This is a genomic window from Streptomyces albidicamelliae, assembly GCF_025642175.1.
Taxonomy (GTDB): domain Bacteria; phylum Actinomycetota; class Actinomycetes; order Streptomycetales; family Streptomycetaceae; genus Streptomyces; species Streptomyces albidocamelliae.
Genome location: NZ_CP106796.1, coordinates 23646 through 39446, shown reverse-complemented (window position 1 = coordinate 39446; position 15801 = coordinate 23646). Strand labels below are relative to the sequence as shown.

The 15801-nt window shown below is 70.6% G+C and carries 17 protein-coding genes and 1 pseudogene; 11 read left to right on the top strand and 7 right to left on the bottom strand.

The window, feature by feature from the left end:
• Window positions 1-218: 218 nt before the first annotated feature.
• A complete protein-coding gene (locus N8I86_RS38195; protein WP_263280267.1) occupies window positions 219-839 on the bottom strand; it encodes a CAP domain-containing protein in 621 nt (206 codons plus the stop codon).
• Window positions 840-1021: 182 nt separating this feature from the next.
• Window positions 1022-1270, bottom strand: a complete 249-nt coding sequence (locus N8I86_RS38190) for a hypothetical protein (protein ID WP_143611409.1) — start codon at window positions 1268-1270, stop codon at window positions 1022-1024.
• A 1080-nt stretch (window positions 1271-2350) separates the two neighbouring features.
• Here N8I86_RS38190 and N8I86_RS38185 point away from each other — a divergent pair.
• Window positions 2351-2521, top strand: coding sequence for a DUF5670 family protein (locus N8I86_RS38185; protein WP_011113206.1), 171 nt, complete (start codon window positions 2351-2353; stop codon window positions 2519-2521).
• A 264-nt stretch (window positions 2522-2785) separates the two neighbouring features.
• On the opposite strand, the gene N8I86_RS38180 is transcribed toward N8I86_RS38185, so the two are convergent.
• A complete protein-coding gene (locus N8I86_RS38180; RefSeq protein ID WP_263280266.1) occupies window positions 2786-3172 on the bottom strand; it encodes an SRPBCC family protein in 387 nt (128 codons plus the stop codon).
• A gap of 416 nt (window positions 3173-3588) precedes the next feature.
• Between N8I86_RS38180 and N8I86_RS38175 the strand changes: the two genes are divergently transcribed.
• Window positions 3589-3813 (top strand): hypothetical protein, encoded by a 225-nt coding sequence (locus N8I86_RS38175; protein ID WP_263280265.1) that lies wholly within the window; start codon window positions 3589-3591, stop codon window positions 3811-3813.
• A gap of 125 nt (window positions 3814-3938) precedes the next feature.
• On the opposite strand, the gene N8I86_RS38170 is transcribed toward N8I86_RS38175, so the two are convergent.
• The 3 genes from N8I86_RS38170 to N8I86_RS38160 all read right to left on the bottom strand — a co-directional run bounded on the left by N8I86_RS38170 (window position 3939) and on the right by N8I86_RS38160 (window position 5906).
• Window positions 3939-4391, bottom strand: a complete 453-nt coding sequence (locus tag N8I86_RS38170) for an RICIN domain-containing protein (protein ID WP_079192709.1) — start codon at window positions 4389-4391, stop codon at window positions 3939-3941.
• Window positions 4392-4874: 483 nt separating this feature from the next.
• Window positions 4875-5288, bottom strand: a complete 414-nt coding sequence (locus tag N8I86_RS38165; RefSeq protein WP_263280264.1) for a hypothetical protein — start codon at window positions 5286-5288, stop codon at window positions 4875-4877.
• Window positions 5289-5546: 258 nt separating this feature from the next.
• The gene (locus N8I86_RS38160) at window positions 5547-5906 is read right to left on the bottom strand and encodes a peptidase inhibitor family I36 protein (RefSeq protein WP_263280263.1); all 360 of its coding nucleotides are present in this window, start codon (window positions 5904-5906) and stop codon (window positions 5547-5549) included.
• Between the two features lie 256 nt (window positions 5907-6162).
• On the opposite strand from N8I86_RS38160, the gene tap reads away from it, so the two are divergent.
• The 5 genes and pseudogenes from tap (at window position 6163) to N8I86_RS39550 (ending at window position 10527) form a co-directional block, all read left to right on the top strand.
• Window positions 6163-8400: a telomere-associated protein Tap gene (gene tap, locus N8I86_RS38155; RefSeq protein WP_263280262.1), complete on the top strand. Its 2238-nt coding sequence runs from the start codon at window positions 6163-6165 to the stop codon at window positions 8398-8400.
• A 77-nt stretch (window positions 8401-8477) separates the two neighbouring features.
• A pseudogene (locus N8I86_RS38150) lies at window positions 8478-8596 on the top strand (telomere-protecting terminal protein Tpg); the annotation flags it as partial.
• 552 nt (window positions 8597-9148) lie between these two features.
• Entirely contained in the window at window positions 9149-9355 is a 207-nt protein-coding gene (locus N8I86_RS38145; protein ID WP_263280261.1) for a hypothetical protein, read from the top strand.
• Window positions 9356-9620: 265 nt separating this feature from the next.
• Window positions 9621-10139 carry a hypothetical protein gene (locus N8I86_RS38140; RefSeq protein ID WP_263280260.1) on the top strand — a complete coding sequence of 173 codons (519 nt, stop codon included), beginning with the start codon at window positions 9621-9623 and terminating at the stop codon, window positions 10137-10139.
• Between the two features lie 199 nt (window positions 10140-10338).
• Window positions 10339-10527: an SOS response-associated peptidase family protein gene (locus N8I86_RS39550; RefSeq protein ID WP_351946927.1), complete on the top strand. Its 189-nt coding sequence runs from the start codon at window positions 10339-10341 to the stop codon at window positions 10525-10527.
• A 209-nt stretch (window positions 10528-10736) separates the two neighbouring features.
• Here N8I86_RS39550 and N8I86_RS38135 read toward each other — a convergent pair whose 3' ends face one another.
• The gene (locus N8I86_RS38135; RefSeq protein WP_073898934.1) at window positions 10737-11306 is read right to left on the bottom strand and encodes a DUF4232 domain-containing protein; all 570 of its coding nucleotides are present in this window, start codon (window positions 11304-11306) and stop codon (window positions 10737-10739) included.
• A gap of 1013 nt (window positions 11307-12319) precedes the next feature.
• Here N8I86_RS38135 and N8I86_RS38125 point away from each other — a divergent pair.
• The 4 genes from N8I86_RS38125 to N8I86_RS38110 all read left to right on the top strand — a co-directional run bounded on the left by N8I86_RS38125 (window position 12320) and on the right by N8I86_RS38110 (window position 15790).
• Window positions 12320-12604, top strand: coding sequence for a hypothetical protein (locus N8I86_RS38125; RefSeq protein WP_073898938.1), 285 nt, complete (start codon window positions 12320-12322; stop codon window positions 12602-12604).
• A 5-nt stretch (window positions 12605-12609) separates the two neighbouring features.
• Window positions 12610-12966 (top strand): hypothetical protein, encoded by a 357-nt coding sequence (locus N8I86_RS38120; protein ID WP_263280259.1) that lies wholly within the window; start codon window positions 12610-12612, stop codon window positions 12964-12966.
• 267 nt (window positions 12967-13233) lie between these two features.
• Complete coding sequence (locus tag N8I86_RS38115) at window positions 13234-13524, top strand: lactococcin 972 family bacteriocin (RefSeq protein ID WP_158075379.1); 291 nt, start codon at window positions 13234-13236, stop codon at window positions 13522-13524.
• A 202-nt stretch (window positions 13525-13726) separates the two neighbouring features.
• Window positions 13727-15790 carry a hypothetical protein gene (locus tag N8I86_RS38110; RefSeq protein WP_263280258.1) on the top strand — a complete coding sequence of 688 codons (2064 nt, stop codon included), beginning with the start codon at window positions 13727-13729 and terminating at the stop codon, window positions 15788-15790.
• Window positions 15791-15801 lie beyond the last annotated feature (11 nt).

Below are 15801 nucleotides of genomic sequence, written 5' to 3'. Positions count from 1 at the left end.
CAGGAACGGTGCTGGTGGTGTGTCAGATGGCCTCCGCAGCAGGGCGCGTGAACCCCGTGGTGTCCCTGTGTCCTCGGCGAACGTCACGTCCGGGGACGATGCAGGGGTAACGGGATCGGGCCGGCACGGCACCGCAGGGGATCGGCGGTCCACGCGCCGCGTTCACGGGCTGACGAAGCCAGGTCGTTGAGACTCCCGACGCGCGGCGTAGGGGTGCCTCACTGCTGGCAGCTTCCGAAGGTGACGACGTACGTTCCGGCTCCGCTCGCGCCTGTTCCAGCCGGGTCGGCCGCACCGGCCTGGGCCCAACGTCCGATCTCGCGCAGTCCTGGGTCGAGGATGTTCGCCCGGTGGGGCGGTGAGTTCATCCACCAGGCAAGGGCGGCGTCCGGCGTGCCGCTGCCGCCCCAGCCGTTGTAGGTGATCTCGGCGACCCGCCAGGACACGGGGTTCGGGCAGTAGCCCGCTCCCAGGATGCGGCTCTGCGGTGTCGAGGATGTCTGCGGGTTGGTGTGCGAGTCCTTGCCGGGGCCCCACCACTGCTGCTGCACGGCGGCGGAGGCGTGCTGGTGAGCCGCCGTCGTCAGGTTCTGGTTGTAGGTCAGGGCCGGAAGACCGAGTTGCTCACGCTGAGCGTTGATGAGGCAGACGACCGCCTCCCTCACCTCACGGTTGCGGCGGTCGGCCCGGTGCGAATGACTGTGGCTCGGAGCGCGGGCGGAGGCTGCGCACTCCTGGGCCCAGGCCGGCGACGCGGTGACCGGTACGAGGGGCGTCGACAGGGCTGCGGCCGCCACCAGGCCCAGGGCGGTTCCGGTCAGTGCAGTACGGCTCCTCATGAGGGTTCCACCTCCCGCGATTCGGCGGTGCGTTGACGCGAGCCAGGAGGTCGAGGCGGGCCTGCTGTCGCAGGGGCAGGCCATCGACGAGTGTCCGTGACGCGCCTGGCCGCCCGGGCGGGTGGTTCGTCTTCCTCGCACAGCGCCCGCAGAGGGGGCTGAGTGCGGTGCGGCAGGCGCTTTCAGCGGGTGATCGGCCCGGGACGATCCTGTCCGTGCCGGAGCGCGCACGCCTTCAGATTGCGGAACTTTTTGTAGTAGTACTTGTAGGCCACGGTGTAGCCGGCGGCGTAGCCCTCCGCGCGTGGCGTGCCCGACGGGAACAGCGGAAGGTTTCTCGGGGCACAGCTCCAGCCCGCCACTCGGCCGGCTCGCTCACCCGCTTGGTAGCCCTCGCAGTGGCCTCGCCAATAGGGCTGGTTCAGCTCCATGGAGTAGATGCACGCCGACCAAGGGGGATCCTCCGGCAGAAGCCGGGGCTGTACTGCCCTCTCGGCAGCCGGCGCGGTGGTGTCCGCAGCTGCGACGGACGGCAGTGCGAGGACAGCACACAGGGAGAGTCCAACGACGGGGAAAGAACGCGAGCGGCGCATCTTTGCCTCCCTGAATCCCCTTCAGGAGGAAGGACGGCGAAGAAGACTGCGGGTCTGCCGGGTTGCCGGGGCACCGCAGATTTCAGCCAGAAGCCCTTACCAGTCTAGGACCATCTCGGCTGTCACGCGATCGGACGGACCGCGCAGATCCCAAGCCGGAGCGCCGCTGCCGGCGCGACCGCGCGAGGCGTGGGTCGAGGGCCGCCCGCACGAGAACTCGGAGCCTTCTTCCGGCACATGCCTTCACCGGCGACGGAGGTCCTCGGCGCAGGCTCCGATCCGGTCAACGTCCCCTGCTCGTCGGGCAAGTCGGTTGCCTACGGCATCCTCCGCGGCCGGCGTATCCGGTCATGCTCGACATAGCGGGGACCGGCACCGTCCCATCACCGACGGGGGGCTGCCATGTTCCGGCGACCCTCGTGCACTCGCCGACGCAGCCGGACCAGGCCGCGCCCCCCCCGTCTCGCGACGAGCCCGGACAACAGCCAGTCCACGAACGGACCGTGGAGCATGCAGAGTTACGCGAGCCGCGCAACAGGCGAGCGGATACGTGATCGAGAAGCGGTTGCACGCCGGACACCCGCTGGGCGCTGCCGCGGCGACCGACGACCGGGCGCAAACGTCAGCCACATCAGCCACGTCAACGCCGGTATGGGCCGCTCAGCCGGGGGCGCGGTCTCTGTCCCTTCACAGACCCCCGGCTCGCCGGACGGAGCCCGTGGTCGTGATGCGCGCGGCCCGTCGTGAGCTGTCCCGGCCGTTTCGCGCAGGGCGCGCGATCATGCGTGAGGGTCCGGGCCGGGGGAACCTGCGTGGCGCGGCGGCCCGCATATGCCCCGTACTTTGTGAAAGTAACTCACGTTTTGTGGGCTTGTAGTTGTGAGGTAAGGGCACCTGGTGGCCAGGAGGTTGATAGCTATGGTTCCCCTGCTTCTGGTTCTTCTGCTGGCTCTGATCCTCTTCGGTGCGGGTTTCGCACTGAAGGCGCTGTGGTGGATCGCGGTGATCGTGCTCGTCGTGTGGCTGCTGGGCTTCGTCGTCCGTACGGCGGACAGCGGTGGCCGCAAGGGCCGTTGGTACCGCTGGTAGACGAAAAGCCGACGCGAGAAGCGTTCCACGCGTGTGCGGGAGTGGGCCCGGCCGATACGGCCGGGCCCACTGGCGTGAAAAGGGCGCCTGCCCGGATGGTGGGGAGGGATCGGGCGTATCGGGCGCACCGCAGGGTACGTGAGTCATACAGCGGCCCCGCGGGCCCAGCAGTGGAACCCTGCTCCTCCTGTCCGCGGGGCCGCTGCACGCACCGCCCGCTGCGGGCGCCGGCCGAACCGGCGGCCCGGGCAGCCGACCGGAAGGTCAGGGCCGCACCAGGCGGTGCAGTGCGAGTCGGGCGAGGGGCGCGTAGGCGAGCAGGACGAGCTGCGGGCCGTACATCGTCAGGCTGGTGGCGCTGCCTGGGCCTTGAGGCCTGACCTCGTGGTGGAGTCTGATCCGGATGCGCCCCAGACGCACCCGCCACGTCCAGGTGCGGCGGTCGTGATCGACCGCTTCCACGACGAAGACGGCACGGATACCGGCGACCGATTCGACCGTGCCGCGCATCCCGGGACTCAGGCGACGGCCCGCACAGTGGACCGCCTTGATCTGCGGGGACCAGGACGGCCACCGGTCGACGTCGGCGTAGCGCTGCCAGACCGTCCCGGGGGCGGCCGCGCCCTGGGCGCTCAGCGTCACGCGTGCCATGACAGACCGGGGAGCCGGCGTGGCAGGTGCGGGGGAGGAGCGGGTGTCATCGCAACGATCCTGACGTTCGGTGAGGGCCGTGCCCAAGGTGTGATCCCAGCATTCCGGCCGGCACGGCGGCTGTCTCGGTGAGGTGCGGCAACGGGAGCAGGACGAGCCGTGCACTCGGTCGTACGGCGGCTTGCCACGAGGCACCCGGGCGGTGACCGAGCCCCTCGCCGCCTTCCGGCGGACGGTGGAGCGCCACTGGCGGGACCAGATCCTCCGGCGCCGCGCTGGCCTCGCTGCGGAGCGGGAGGGGTGCCGCCGGCCGGCTCGGACGCACTGGTACCGGCTGGGGCGCCCGAGGGCGCAGCCGGGCGCCGGCGAAGCCGGAGGCGGCCCGTGCGGCGGCCGCGGTAGTCGACGGGTACCAGGTGGTGAAGCTGCCCAACGCGAACGTGCCGAACTTCCAGCGGCGGACGGTGTACTGCCCGACCGGGAAGGTCGCGGTCGGCGGAGGCGCGGAGGCGCAGGGCGCTGACGCGATGCTCGTCGGCTCGTTCCCGACGGACGACGGACGCGGCTGGATCGCTCTGGGGCGGCAGAGCGCCTACAGCAGCCTCGGGATCTCGGTGTACGCGATCTGCGCCAACCGCTGACCACCCCAGCCGCTCTGCTGCGCCCCGCCCCGCCAAGGGGTGGGGCGCAGTGCTGTTCGGTGTGGCCGCACCGGCCGACGTACGGGCCGGGCCGAGGCCGTTCGCCGAGGGGCCCCGTCCGACGCCTAGTAGGTCGTCGTCCAGCGCTGGGAGTCGCCTCCGGTGCATGTCGCGGTGGAGACGCGGTCGTTCGGCGTCCGGGCGAGGCACTTTCGGCTGACCCGGTTCCTGATGAGCCTGGGTTCCGTCTCGTCGATCTGCCACATCGCCGCATCGTCGGCGGCGGAGCAGGGTTTCATGGTGAGTTGGCCGTTGCGCAGCGTCAGACACAGTCCGGTCGCCTTCTGCCGCAACGCGGTGTACTCGTAGTCGTCGTTCCAGTACCACCGCTGATAGCTGGTGTGATTGCAGTTGAAGACGTAGGGGCCGTAGTCGGCTCGGAAGTCCAGGCAACCCCGGTGGTCGGCGGCCTGGTTCCTGAATCCTGAGGTGCGGGGTACGGCACCAGCCGGTGCGCTGCTCAGGCCCAGTGCGAGTGCGACGACCGCTCCGACGGCGGCAAGCCTCTGCACAAGCATGGATTCCCCCTTTCACTCGACGTCTCCCGCCGGCGCGATGCCGGCGGCCTGTGTTCCACGGCGTGCCCGGGGCGAGGACACCCCGCACGTTCTCCCCGCCGGGGGGCGTCGTCACGCGCCACGACCGGGCGTTTCCGCTCCTTGGCGCGTCATGTTCACCGTGCCGGGGCGGTGTGGCTCGTCGTGTGGCTCGTCGGCGCTCTGGGGCTCTGCCGCCTCAATTCCCGGCGGTGCGTCGGGCGGCCGCGGCGCGGGTGCGGGCGATGTCGGCGGGGTGGATGCCGTAGCCGGCGGGATCGAGGCTGATCAGGTGGCGGTACAGGCGGCGTATGCGCAGGGCCAGGTCCAGGTGGAGGCGGGGGCGTTGATCGCGGACTTCGGCGACGGTGCGGGCGCTGACGTCCAGGCGTCGGGCGAGTGCGGTGGCAGGCCACCCGGCGCGTGCCAGGTCGGCCAGCAGGCGGGATGCCTCGGTGGCGTCGGTCAGGCCGGGGGCGGTGGGGGAGCGGCGGGCGGGGAGGGGATGCCGAGGACGGCGTCGGCGGTGGTGCGGGCGATGTCCCGGGCCGTCAGGCTTGGTGCCGGGGTGCGCAGGAGACGGCGGACGAGGGTGACGGACAGGCCGGCGCGGTCGGCGATGTCCTGTGCGGACATGCCCTGCTCGCGCAGCCGGCCGGCCCACCGTGCGGCGGCCTGGGGCGCGACGCGTGCGGACAGACCGCGCAGGCGGTCCTGATCGCGTCGGCGGCGGGCACGCGATGCGGCCCGGCGGCACTCGGGACGAGTACAGCCGTAGTCGGCGCACGACGCCTGGCCGTGACGGACGGACGACCGCCGCGGCCGACGCTGCACGAACGGCACGGCGGGGGAAGCGGACTGCTCCCCAAGAGGTGGCATGGTGATTCCTGCTGCAAGGTCGGTGTGCGGGCTCACGCTACGCGCCCCCACCGACAGAAGCGGCCTTGCCGCTCACCGCCTTCGGCCTCCGGGGTCGGACCGGGCACGCCCGGACCTGCACGGCGAAGACCGGTCACCACCCGCGCACTTGCAGCGTGCAGCGCTGCCCGCCCCCCGCGGCAGGCAGGGCCCAGGCGGGGCCGCGCCCGCCTCGCGTACCGGCCGAAGAACGGAGGACGGCACATGAGCGGTGGGGGATCAGCAGGTGGCGCCGACGCCGTCGACCCTGCCGCCGAAGTCCGTGGTGTAGTTGATGCGGTAGTCGCCGTTGTGGACCAGGCGGGTCTCCTTGGGCTGCCAGTTGACGAGGCAGCCGTCGGTGTTGGCGACGAAGGAGCCCACGTGATCGTGCAGCGCTTCGGGCAGGTCGTGGTAGCCGCTGTTGGCGGTCCATTCCCAGCTGGAGCCGCCGAAGTCGGAACCGGTGTAGAAGCAGACCGAGCCGCCCGGGCAGGCGGGGACCTGCCCGCCGGGCTGTGCCGCGGCCGCGTTCGTGCCGGGTACGACGGTGGCCGCCAGGGCCAATGCTGCGGCGGCTGACCAAGCGGGCAGGCGCATACGGTCTCCTCCAGGAAGATGATCAAGAGGTGGGCGCTTCGGCCGTACCGCCGAAGGAGTGAGCATCCCCGGTCGGCAGCAGGCCTGAGCCTGGTGATCAGGCGCGGCCGAGCGCGTGGTCAGGGCCCATGGTCGAGGCACGATCTGGGGCGATGGCTGCAGCGGGGACTGCAGAGCCCGAACTGTACGCAGAAAGAACGCCGGATGTGCGCTATCAGCACGTCTCAAGCCGCTACTTTGGAGTGGGAGGTGCTTCATGTCCGAGTTGTTCGACGCCGTGGACGCGCTGGTCGCGTCCCGGTCGTCGCTGCCGCCGCCGGCGGAGCGCAGGCGGCTGCGCCAGGCACACGCGCTCACCCTGGACGAAGTGGCCGCGGCCCTGGGCGTGCGGCGCGCGACCGTCGGCGACTGGGAGATGGGCAAGACCGAGCCGCGGCCGCCGCAGCGAGACGCGTACGCGCGCCTGCTCAAGCAACTTGCACAGCTCTACCCCACTGCTGAGAGCACCGAAGCACCGCAAGAGGACGCCGCTGCTCCGCAGACCGTTCCCCCGACGGCGTCGGAGACGCTGCCTGCGCCCACCGGCCCGGAGCCCGAGGCCGCGGCCCCTACCGCGTCCGACACCACCACCGCTGCCCCCGCTGGGCCGGCGACGGCCTCACGCCGCCCGGCCACGAAGAAGGCGGCCCCGGCGAACCCGCCCGCGACCACCTCCCGAAAGAAGGCGGCCCCGGCCCCCACGCCCGCGTCCGGCGGCGCGTACGCGCACGGTCCGCTGCTCGTCCTCGACGCCGATGCCGACCGGAACGTGACCGGCTACGGCATCGGCGGCCTGATCCTCGACGTACCCGCCAAGACACTGCCCGCCCTCGTCGAGTGGACGCTGGCCGAGGCACGGCTGGGGGCGGAGCGGCTGCACGGTTCGGGCAAGGACGCTGATCCGCTGCTGGTGCTCACCAAGGCCGCATGCGAGCGCTACGGCCTGCCCGCCGAGCTGTCGCACGAGGAGCGGCTCGCCGGGCGGCTCCCCGAGGGGCACAAGGTCCTCAAGCAGCTCCAGCGCGCCGAGTGGAAACTCACCAAGCGGGGGCTGGGACCCTGGGCGCGGATCTACCGCCCCGCCCACGGCGGCCGCCGCCAATGCGTGCAGCTGTGCATCCCCTCCTGGCACGCCCTCGACGACCGCGCCTGGGGCCACGCCGCCCGACTCGATCCTGCGGAACTCGCCCGGGTACTGGGCCTGTACGCACAGCGGGTGATGACCCCGGTCGGGTCTGCGGCCGTCACCGGGCTGCAGCTGATGATCGCGCTCAACCCGCCGACCCGGGCGAGTGAGCCGGACGCCGACGGCCGGCGGCACCGCGAGCACCGGCCCGGGTCGCTGGGCACGGAGCCGATGGACCCGGCGCCGTGCGAGGCGACCGACGGGCACCCGGTTCTCGCTGACCTTCCGCGGTTCCACGTGCGTGGCCCCGACGAGAAGCTGTTCGAGGAGGCCTACGACTGGGCGCGGGACCTGACCGACGCCGAGTGCACGAAGCGCCACCTGGTCGGCCTCGATGTGAACCTGGCGTTCGCCGCGGCCGCCAACGGCTCCGTCGTCGGCCTGGCATCACCGCCGGTCCACGTCACCGCCCCGGCCTTCGATGCGGCACTGCCCGGCTCGTGGCTGGTCGACCTCTCCCACGTCGACCCGAACCGGGTGAAGGTCGGCAAGCAGTGGCGCGACCTCGACGGAGACCTGCTGCCCAGCCCGTTCACGCCGACCGGCCAGCGCCCCGAGGGTCCCGCCTGGTACGCCACCCCCACCGTGGCGTACGCGGTCGAGCTCGGCTACGAGGTGGCCCCCTTGGAGGCGTGGGTGCGCTCCGAGAGCGGCCGGTTCCTGGACGGCTGGTACAAACGGCTCCGCGACGCTTACGTCACCACCATGGCCGAGCTGGGTGTCGCCGAGAAGCTGCCCCCGGCCGAGTTCCTGGAGGCGATGGACGGCTACAAGAGCCGCGATCCGGAGCTGGGCATCGTCGTGGACGCGGTGAAGATGACCGTCAAGGGCGGCATCGGCAAGCTGCGGGAGAAGGCACGCGGCGGCGGCTGGAAGCCGGGACAGCCCTGGCCCGCGCTCGCCCGCCCCACCTGGCGGCCGGACATCCGCGCCGCCGTGATCTCCCGGGCGCGGGTCAACATGCACCGCAAGATGCTGCACCTGGCCGCGGCCACCGGGCAGTATCCGGTGGCGGTCCTGTCGGACTGCGCCGTGTACGCCGCCGACGGGCCCAGCCCGCTGGACGTCCTGCCCTACGACACCGACGGCAGGACTGTGCCCGGCAGTTTCCGGCTCGGTGTCTCTCCGGGGATGGTCAAGCACGAGGGCACGCAGAGCGTGCTGTGGGGCGCCGACGTCCTCGAACAGCTCGCCGGTGACGGCCACGTCGCCAACCTCGCCCGCTACATCAAGACCGGCGAGGTCACCACCAAAGACACCGGAGAGTAGAAGCAAGAGGGTGGAAGCAAGGGGGGCAGCAGTCGACGGCCACGACCGGCCCGGTCCAGGGCGCGTTCACGCGCCCCATCCCGAAGACCGCCGGGGCCCAGATGCGCTGCCTGGTCCGCCAGCACCAGCGCAGCACGTGGCCGAGCTGCCCGGCATCAGCCGGCGCACCGTCGAACGCTATGTGAAGAATCGGATCTCACCGACCTGATCGACCTCGAATTCGAGCTGTAGCCGGGCCTTCCCTGCGTCCGGGCTCCTCCTCGGTGGCACTCTGGCGGGCGGCCTGTGCAGCAGAGACCCGCACCCCCCCGGGAGGGGTGGCCCTGGAAGCGGCCCCGGAGCCGATCCGTCGGCGAGCAAGCCGCCGGCCGGCGCGGCGGCAGGTCGACAAGCCGTGGACAACGCGGCGGCGTCGAGGGCGGTGTCAAGCCCCGAAAACCCGGCGCATGACCCCGCAGGGGTGCCTCCGGCCTACTGGAACCAAGGCCGAGGACGCCAGATGGGCGCCCTTCACTACCAGCGGGAGACACCCATGGCTCGCAAGATCCGGAAGAACTCTGTCCGCCTGAGATTCGCGACGATCGCGGCGGCGGCCGCGGCGGTTACCGGAGGCGTCGTCCTCCCCGCCACCACCGCGATAGCGGCCCCGACAACCGAGGCACCCACCGCCTCACCGCTGGATCCGGTGGACCCCCCACTAGGCCCCTTCCCCGCGGACCCGCCCCCGGTACAGCCCGATCCTCCCCCGGTGGTGACCTGGGGGTACACCCCGCCGGAAGAGTCCGAGCAGCCGAGCGAGCCGGTGGACGCCAGCACCATCCTCGAAAAGGGCCTCGGCCCCCCGGAGCAGCCCGATCCTCCAGTGACCTGGGGGTACACCCCGCCGGAAGAGTCCGAGCAGCCGAGCGAGCCGGTGGACGCCAGCACCATCCTCGAAAAGGGCCTCGGCGACTGAGAACGACGACCGCGGTGAGCCGAGGTCCGGTACCCGGCCCTCGGCACCGCCCCGGGCAGCCGCAGCCCACGTGGGGCGGCATCGTCTGCAGAGCCTGTGCATCTCCACCGCCCGGCTCTGCGGCCCGGCGGCCGGTGGTGGAGGGGCGGGTCAGCCGATGGGTGGGCCGGTCGGGGGACGTACGGGGGCGGCCGGAGGGGCTGAACTGAAGACACGAAAGGCCGACCGGCCCACAGTCCCCGAACAGCTTCCGAAGGATCTCCCCATGCTGAACGCCCGACGTCACCTCGCCGCCCGCCTCGCCGGCATCTCCTGCATCGCCGCCGTGGCCGCCGGAACCCTCGGTGTCGCCAGCGCAGAGGCTGCGCCGATGCACCACAGCGCCTCGCACGCAAGCAGCCACCACCAGCAGCACCAGCAGCACCACGGCAAGAACAACAGCAACAGCAAGAACAGCACGTCGAAGAACAGCGCGTCGAAGAACGCTGCCATGCCGAAGGGCGGCAACACGCAGGGCGGTACGCAGGGCTCCGGGAACGGGAACACGCAGGGCGGTACGCAGGGCGGCGGCAACGGCAACACGCAGGGCGGTACGCAGGGCGGCGGCTCCGGGAACACGCAGGGCGGAACCCAGGGCGGCGGCTCCGGGAACACGCAGGGCGGAACCCAGGGCGGCGGCTCCGGGAACACGCAGGGCGGAACCCAGGGCGGCGGCTCCGGGAACACGCAGGGCGGCACCCAGGGCGGCGGCTCCGGCAACACCCAGGGCGGCACCCAGGGCTGATCACTGACAGGTCGGTGCCCCGCGGAGAGAAGTATCCGCGGGGCACCGGCACGCTCTCTTCGGTGATCGTGGCCTGCAGACCTGCCGGATCCTGCTCTGTACCGCCTCCGCAACCGCGGGCCCGCGGAGGGCCCAACGCTGCGTACAGGCCCCCTGCCCGATACCTTGTCGAGCGACCGGGCGGTGAGACAGTGGGCGCATGTGCGGCCGATACGTCTCCACCCGGCGCCCGCAGGACCTGACGCAGCTGTTCCATGCGGACGAGTGGCCGACCGCCGAGGCGCTCGCCTCGAACTGGAACGTCGCCCCCGCCGACGGTTACCCCGCGGCCCCACCCCAGCCAGGCGCTGAGCAGCATCCCCGGCGACCCGGGCCAGGGATCCGGTAGCCGCGAGCCACCACACCCGTGCACTGCTCTACCGCGCACGACGCCAGGCCGGCGTCGTGCGCGGCGACGGAACCTCCGGCGGGCCTCAGCACGTCAGGGCCATCGCCGGCGGACCGACATGATCACCGCAATAGCCCCTGACGCGTAAATATCAGCAGGTCAAAGCGTTGTGATCGTCGTGCAGGGCTCGTTTTGCGGGGACGGTGGGGTCAGGAAGGCTTGACCGCCGAGACCGGGGTGACGGTCACCTTGTTGTCGCACTCGGCCCACACCCCGTCGTTCAGGGCGACCTGGTGCTTCCCGGAGTGCGGCAGCCCGATGACCATCGTCGGATACGTCACCGGGTCCTTGCCCGACACGCAGTAGCCGTCGGCCTCCCCTTGGACCTGGACGAAGGTCAGTTTCACCCACGCCTTGCCGTGCGGCCGGACCGTCACGGTGGCCGCCCTGCCGGTGGGGGTGACCTTGAGCGGGGTGTTGTGGGCGGGGGAGCCGTTGCCGGCGCCCGCGACCGTCGGATGGCCCTTCAGGACGCACGTCTTCCGGGAGACGTTGGTGAACTGCACGACCGCCGCCCCGGTCCCGGTCCCGACGGGCCGGTGGGCGGCCTGCCAGGCGCTGACCTGGAGGGCGGAGGCCGGGCAGGCGGGCGGCGGGGTGGCGGTGGAGGTGCTCGCCGCCATGGCGGTGCCCGGCAGGATGCCGGTCACCGCCGCCGCGACGGCCGTGACCGCCGTCGTCGCCAGAGCCGCCCTGCGAATGCCGTTGCTGTGCCGCATGCTGTGGTCCCCCTGAGTCGTCTCGTCCGCGGGTTTCGGTCGTCGGTTGTTGCCCCGCGGTACGCGTGGTCGTGGTACGTGAGTGCAGATGGGGCGGGAGAGCGGCAGGGTTCCGTGCGGCGACTACTTGTGACGCAACGGTGACGACAGGCTGCACAGCCCTGGCCGATGCGCGTGTGACGACCTGGTTCCACACCTACTACGAGGACGAAGACCTGTGGTCTCGAGGGGACTCCCCCCAGCCACCTCGATGTTCGCGCCACGCGGTCCGGAGGGCCTCGAGTTCGGCGCGGGGGAAGTGCTCACCCCGCTTGCCGCGGCATGCGCTCTTGCCGTAGTCCCTCACGACCTCGTCGAAGCATCGGCGGGCCGCGCAGGGAGGTCCGTTCCGACGCACCTGGCTCGGCGAGATTCTCACCGCGGGGAAGGACTCCACCGCACACGACGTCCACCAAACACTCACCGTCACCGGCACCTTGAACGGCCTCTACGCCGCGCTCATGGACTCGACACCGCCCCTGTCCGAGCGCAGGCACGAAGGTCGATGCCGGCGCAGACGAAGGTGGCACCGATGCGTTCGGTGAGGTCTTTGAGCAGGGCTGCGCTCTGGGCGCCGGTGGTGGTACGGGGCTGAGCAGGAGCACCAGGAGATCAATGACCTTGTCGCCCCGGTCGAGCGCGCCCGCCGCGGGCCGGCCCCGGGTCACCAGCTCCTGATTGATAATCACCCTGTGCTTGCAGAAACCACTTTGACGGCCCATCACCTACACGCATGCGAAGGGTGACGATGATCACCACATGGAGAATTGCTGGCCAATGATTGACCTTTCGTTGTAGGTTCTTGGTGTGCCCATCCGGTCGGCTGACCACCGGCAAACGGATGGCGCTCAGGGGGTAGGGGGTTTTGCACTTGAAGTCTGCCTCGATCGGTTCGGTCGAGGTGTTAAGTGCGCACCACGGTATTCGACTGCCCTCTGTGGCGAACGACCATCGATATCGTGAAGGATCTCGCTATGCGCAGGCTGCTTGCCGTCTCCCCGCTCGTCACCACCGTCGTCGCGGCCGTGTTCTCCATGGGGGTCGCCGCTCCCGCGCAGGCGGCGAGCGGATGGACCGCACACGTGCAGTGCACCAAGATGCGCATATCTGACAACAGCGCCCACGGATTCGTGCAGGGGCATGGCTGGGCGAAGACCCAGCCCGACGCGTGGAAGGCGGCCATCAAGGACGCCAACGACCAGATGCGCGAAGGCTATCGTGCGAAGCACTGCACGAAGAAGAACATCACGAGGGGCTGACGGGCATGAGGGCACGCACACTCAGCTTCGGGCTCTACGGGGACGAGCGCGACCTGGCCTGGGCGAGGAACCTGGTCAGGGAAGCCGTGACGTCCCGAAGCGCCCGGCTCGTCGAGGAAAAAATCGCCCACACCGTTCTCGGCAGCGAACTGACGACCGCCGATGTCTACGGCTTCCTGGCGGAGCAGTGGGCCGTCGAACACCCCGGCGAGAGCAGCGCGGAGCGCGTGCCCGTGGAACTGTCCGTACGACTGGTGTGTTCTCGGCGCACCTGGTGGGCGATCCGTAAGGCAGTGATCAAGGCCCTGTGCCCCGAAGGCCCGAGGCCGCACACCTGCCGCGTTCCGTGGATCGCCGCCTGAGGCGACCCGCCCAGTGTAATTCCGACGCAAAGTCGTTTCATTCGAGATTTCCAGAACCCCCTCCGCGTACCAGGGTGAGAACTGGCGAGCCGGCATGTCCGTCCCGTCTCCGCACGGACGGATCCGCCCTTTTCTGAATGGGCCCGGCTCGGCCCCACGTCGACCGATAGCGACATTCCCCCGTCCACGAAAAGTGGATCGAGCATGTCTGCGGTACGCCCCGAGGTCGACATTCCATCAGGATCGCGAAGTGAAAGTGAGTCGATCATGACGATGAAGAACGGGCTCAAGGCCGTCATCGCGGCCGGTGCCCTCCTCGCTGCCGCCGCCGCTCCCGCGCTGGCCGTATCGGAGGACGCCGGCGGCGGCAGATGGAGCCACGACGTCGGCGCCAACTACGTGTACTCCAACTACTTCCACAAGAAGAACTGGCACGCCTCCTCGGTGGAGGGCAAGTACTGGGCCAAGAGCGGCTGCACCAAGGAGAACGTGTGGTCCAAGGCGTCGGCCGAGAAGGCGAACACCATCAGCCACGCCTACTACGACCCGGCCTGCTGAGGCCCTGTGCTCGCGGCTGACACGGCTGCGAGCCACTGACCGGCGTCTCTCCGGCTGTGGGGGACCCTCCCCTGCAGCCGGAGGCGCCGCGGTTCCCCCTCCCCCCACGACATGCGTGCTCCTGCGAGCGCGCGGACCTAGGTAGTCGATGCTCCACCGAGGTATCAAATTCGTCCACGCCGCAGTGCTGGTCTTTTCGGCGATGCTCGCCTTCCTTTTCGTGCGCGGGCTGGACGAGCAACTGGTGCTGGGCAGTTCGGCCCAGGTCTGGGTTTTCAAGTCCGACGACTCGGTGAACGCTGCGCAGGTCACACGTGCCGTCGCTCGGTTCGCCGAGGAGCACCGGGTCACGGTGGCGCGTGAACTGCCCGATCTGAAGAGCCCCGACCGGCTGCGGCATGTGTACCTGACCACCGGTGACAAGAACGCCGACACCGCCTCGTGGCTGACCGACGGATACCCCAGCTTCAGCGGGCACGCCGACACCGAGGTGCACCAGCTCGCCGAGATCGGGCAGCGGGACCCCCGCGGCTTCTACTACGTCTTCGGCGCGCCCGGCACCGCCGAGATGCTGACGTCCGAACTCGCCCGTCTCGGCCTGACCGCGAGCGTGCAGCACCCGCTCGCGTCCAGCGAACTGGCCGCGTCCTTCACGAACGACGACCTCTCCTGGTCCTTCGGCGTGGTCGCGCTCGCCGCCGTGACGATGACGGGCGCGAGCGTGCTGCTCAGCGCACGGACCTATGGGGTGCTGCGCCTGCAGGGCAGGTCGCTCACCGGTGTCCTCCTGCGCGACCTCGGACAGCTGGCGGGATTCTGGCCGGTCGCGGCCGGTACCGTCACAGCAGGAGTTCTGGCATTCCTGGGCCTCTACAACGGCTTCGCCTGGCTCGGCCTCTTCGCCGCCGTGGCCGCATGCCTCGCCGTCCTGCTGCTCCTGCTCGTGGTGGCCGCCCATGCCGCCGTGCTCGCCCTGACGTTCAAGGTCGACGTACTGCGCGCACTCAAGGGCGAGTTGCCCGCCAGGACGGCCTTCCTCGCCACGTACCTGGTGCGCGTCCCCGCCGTGCTGCTCGCCCTGGGGTTCGCCATGGACGTCACCCTTGCGGGGCAGCACGTACTGGCCCGCCAGGACAACCAGGACGTCTACGCCAAGGCCGACAACGCCGTCACCATCCGCCTCAACGGCAGCTGGGGCGGTGAAGGGGACGACGTGGTCACCCACGTGGGCCGCTGGTTGCGCACATCCGACGCGGCGGGCGAGATCATCGTCGCCGGCCGGCGCGATCTGCAGAGCGTCTCCGCCGACTCGCGCCTCCCCGAGGGGGAGATGCTCATCGTCAACGAGACCTTCCTCGCCGAACAACCGGTCCTCGACCCGAACGGGCGGCGATACACCCCGGCACCGCGCGACGGCAAGGCCCCGGAGGACCGCGCGGTGCGGCTCGTCGTCCCGCAGTCCCTGGCGCGCTACGCAGCGGACATCAGGGCCACGGTCCCCGACGTGTTCGGCCGGCTGGATCCGGCACTGCGCCGCCGGGTCGAGGTCGAGACACTGCAGGCCAAGAGCGGTCAGCGGATCTTCGCCTACAACTCGGGCAACCTCAGCCCCAACATGGCGTACACCCCCGACGACGACCGGACGCTGGTGCGCGACCCCGTCCTCGTCGTGGTGCCCGACGGCTCGAGGATCCTCACCGACGACGCGTACACCACGTTCGCGACGCAGGACGGGATCGTCTTCCCCGACCCCGCGGACGTGCTGCGTGCAATGGCGACTCACGACGGCGGACTGCAGACCTACGTGGCAGCCGTAAACCCGGTCGGGCAGAACGCCGCCGCGCTGCTGCGCGACGCCCGCAACGAGTTCCGGCTGCAGCTCTTCGACCTCGTCGCGGCGGTGGGCGTCCTCCTCATCACCGGACTCGGTGTCTGCGTCATCCATGCGCGCAAGAACGCGGACGCGATATTCGCGCAGCACATCAACGGCTGGCGGTTCACCTCGATCCACCGCAACATTCTGGCCGTCGAGGGACTCCTGGCTCTCTTCCTGGCCTGGTGGGTGCCCATCCGGGCCTGGCAGCAGAACCAGGACCTGAAGGACATCACAGCCCAGGGCATCCCCGCCCCCTACCCCCCCGTCCACATCACGGCACTGGACCTCGCCACCATCGCCGGGCTGGTCGCCGTCGAATTCTGCGCCGTTCTCCTCGCTCTCCGGGCGTTCCACCGGCGCATCGTCAAGGAGGGGGTGGCCGACGCGTGAGCACCGCACCA

Excerpts from the sequence above, each read along its gene's own strand:
- N8I86_RS38190 (WP_143611409.1), bottom strand. The coding sequence starts at position 1,270 with ATGGAGCTGAACCAGCCCTATTGGCGAGGCCACTGCGAGGGCTACCAA.
- N8I86_RS38165 (WP_263280264.1), bottom strand. The coding sequence starts at position 5,288 with ATGCCACCTCTTGGGGAGCAGTCCGCTTCCCCCGCCGTGCCGTTCGTG.
- tap (WP_263280262.1), top strand. The coding sequence starts at position 6,163 with ATGTCCGAGTTGTTCGACGCCGTGGACGCGCTGGTCGCGTCCCGGTCG.
- N8I86_RS38195 (WP_263280267.1), bottom strand. The coding sequence starts at position 839 with ATGAGGAGCCGTACTGCACTGACCGGAACCGCCCTGGGCCTGGTGGCG.
- N8I86_RS38160 (WP_263280263.1), bottom strand. The coding sequence starts at position 5,906 with ATGCGCCTGCCCGCTTGGTCAGCCGCCGCAGCATTGGCCCTGGCGGCC.
- N8I86_RS38125 (WP_073898938.1), top strand. The coding sequence starts at position 12,320 with ATGCGCAGGCTGCTTGCCGTCTCCCCGCTCGTCACCACCGTCGTCGCG.
- N8I86_RS38120 (WP_263280259.1), top strand. The coding sequence starts at position 12,610 with ATGAGGGCACGCACACTCAGCTTCGGGCTCTACGGGGACGAGCGCGAC.
- N8I86_RS38185 (WP_011113206.1), top strand. The coding sequence starts at position 2,351 with ATGGTTCCCCTGCTTCTGGTTCTTCTGCTGGCTCTGATCCTCTTCGGT.
- N8I86_RS38115 (WP_158075379.1), top strand. The coding sequence starts at position 13,234 with ATGACGATGAAGAACGGGCTCAAGGCCGTCATCGCGGCCGGTGCCCTC.
- N8I86_RS39550 (WP_351946927.1), top strand. The coding sequence starts at position 10,339 with ATGTGCGGCCGATACGTCTCCACCCGGCGCCCGCAGGACCTGACGCAG.
- N8I86_RS38180 (WP_263280266.1), bottom strand. The coding sequence starts at position 3,172 with ATGGCACGCGTGACGCTGAGCGCCCAGGGCGCGGCCGCCCCCGGGACG.
- N8I86_RS38170 (WP_079192709.1), bottom strand. The coding sequence starts at position 4,391 with ATGCTTGTGCAGAGGCTTGCCGCCGTCGGAGCGGTCGTCGCACTCGCA.
- N8I86_RS38135 (WP_073898934.1), bottom strand. The coding sequence starts at position 11,306 with ATGCGGCACAGCAACGGCATTCGCAGGGCGGCTCTGGCGACGACGGCG.
- N8I86_RS38140 (WP_263280260.1), top strand. The coding sequence starts at position 9,621 with ATGCTGAACGCCCGACGTCACCTCGCCGCCCGCCTCGCCGGCATCTCC.
- N8I86_RS38110 (WP_263280258.1), top strand. The coding sequence starts at position 13,727 with ATGCTCGCCTTCCTTTTCGTGCGCGGGCTGGACGAGCAACTGGTGCTG.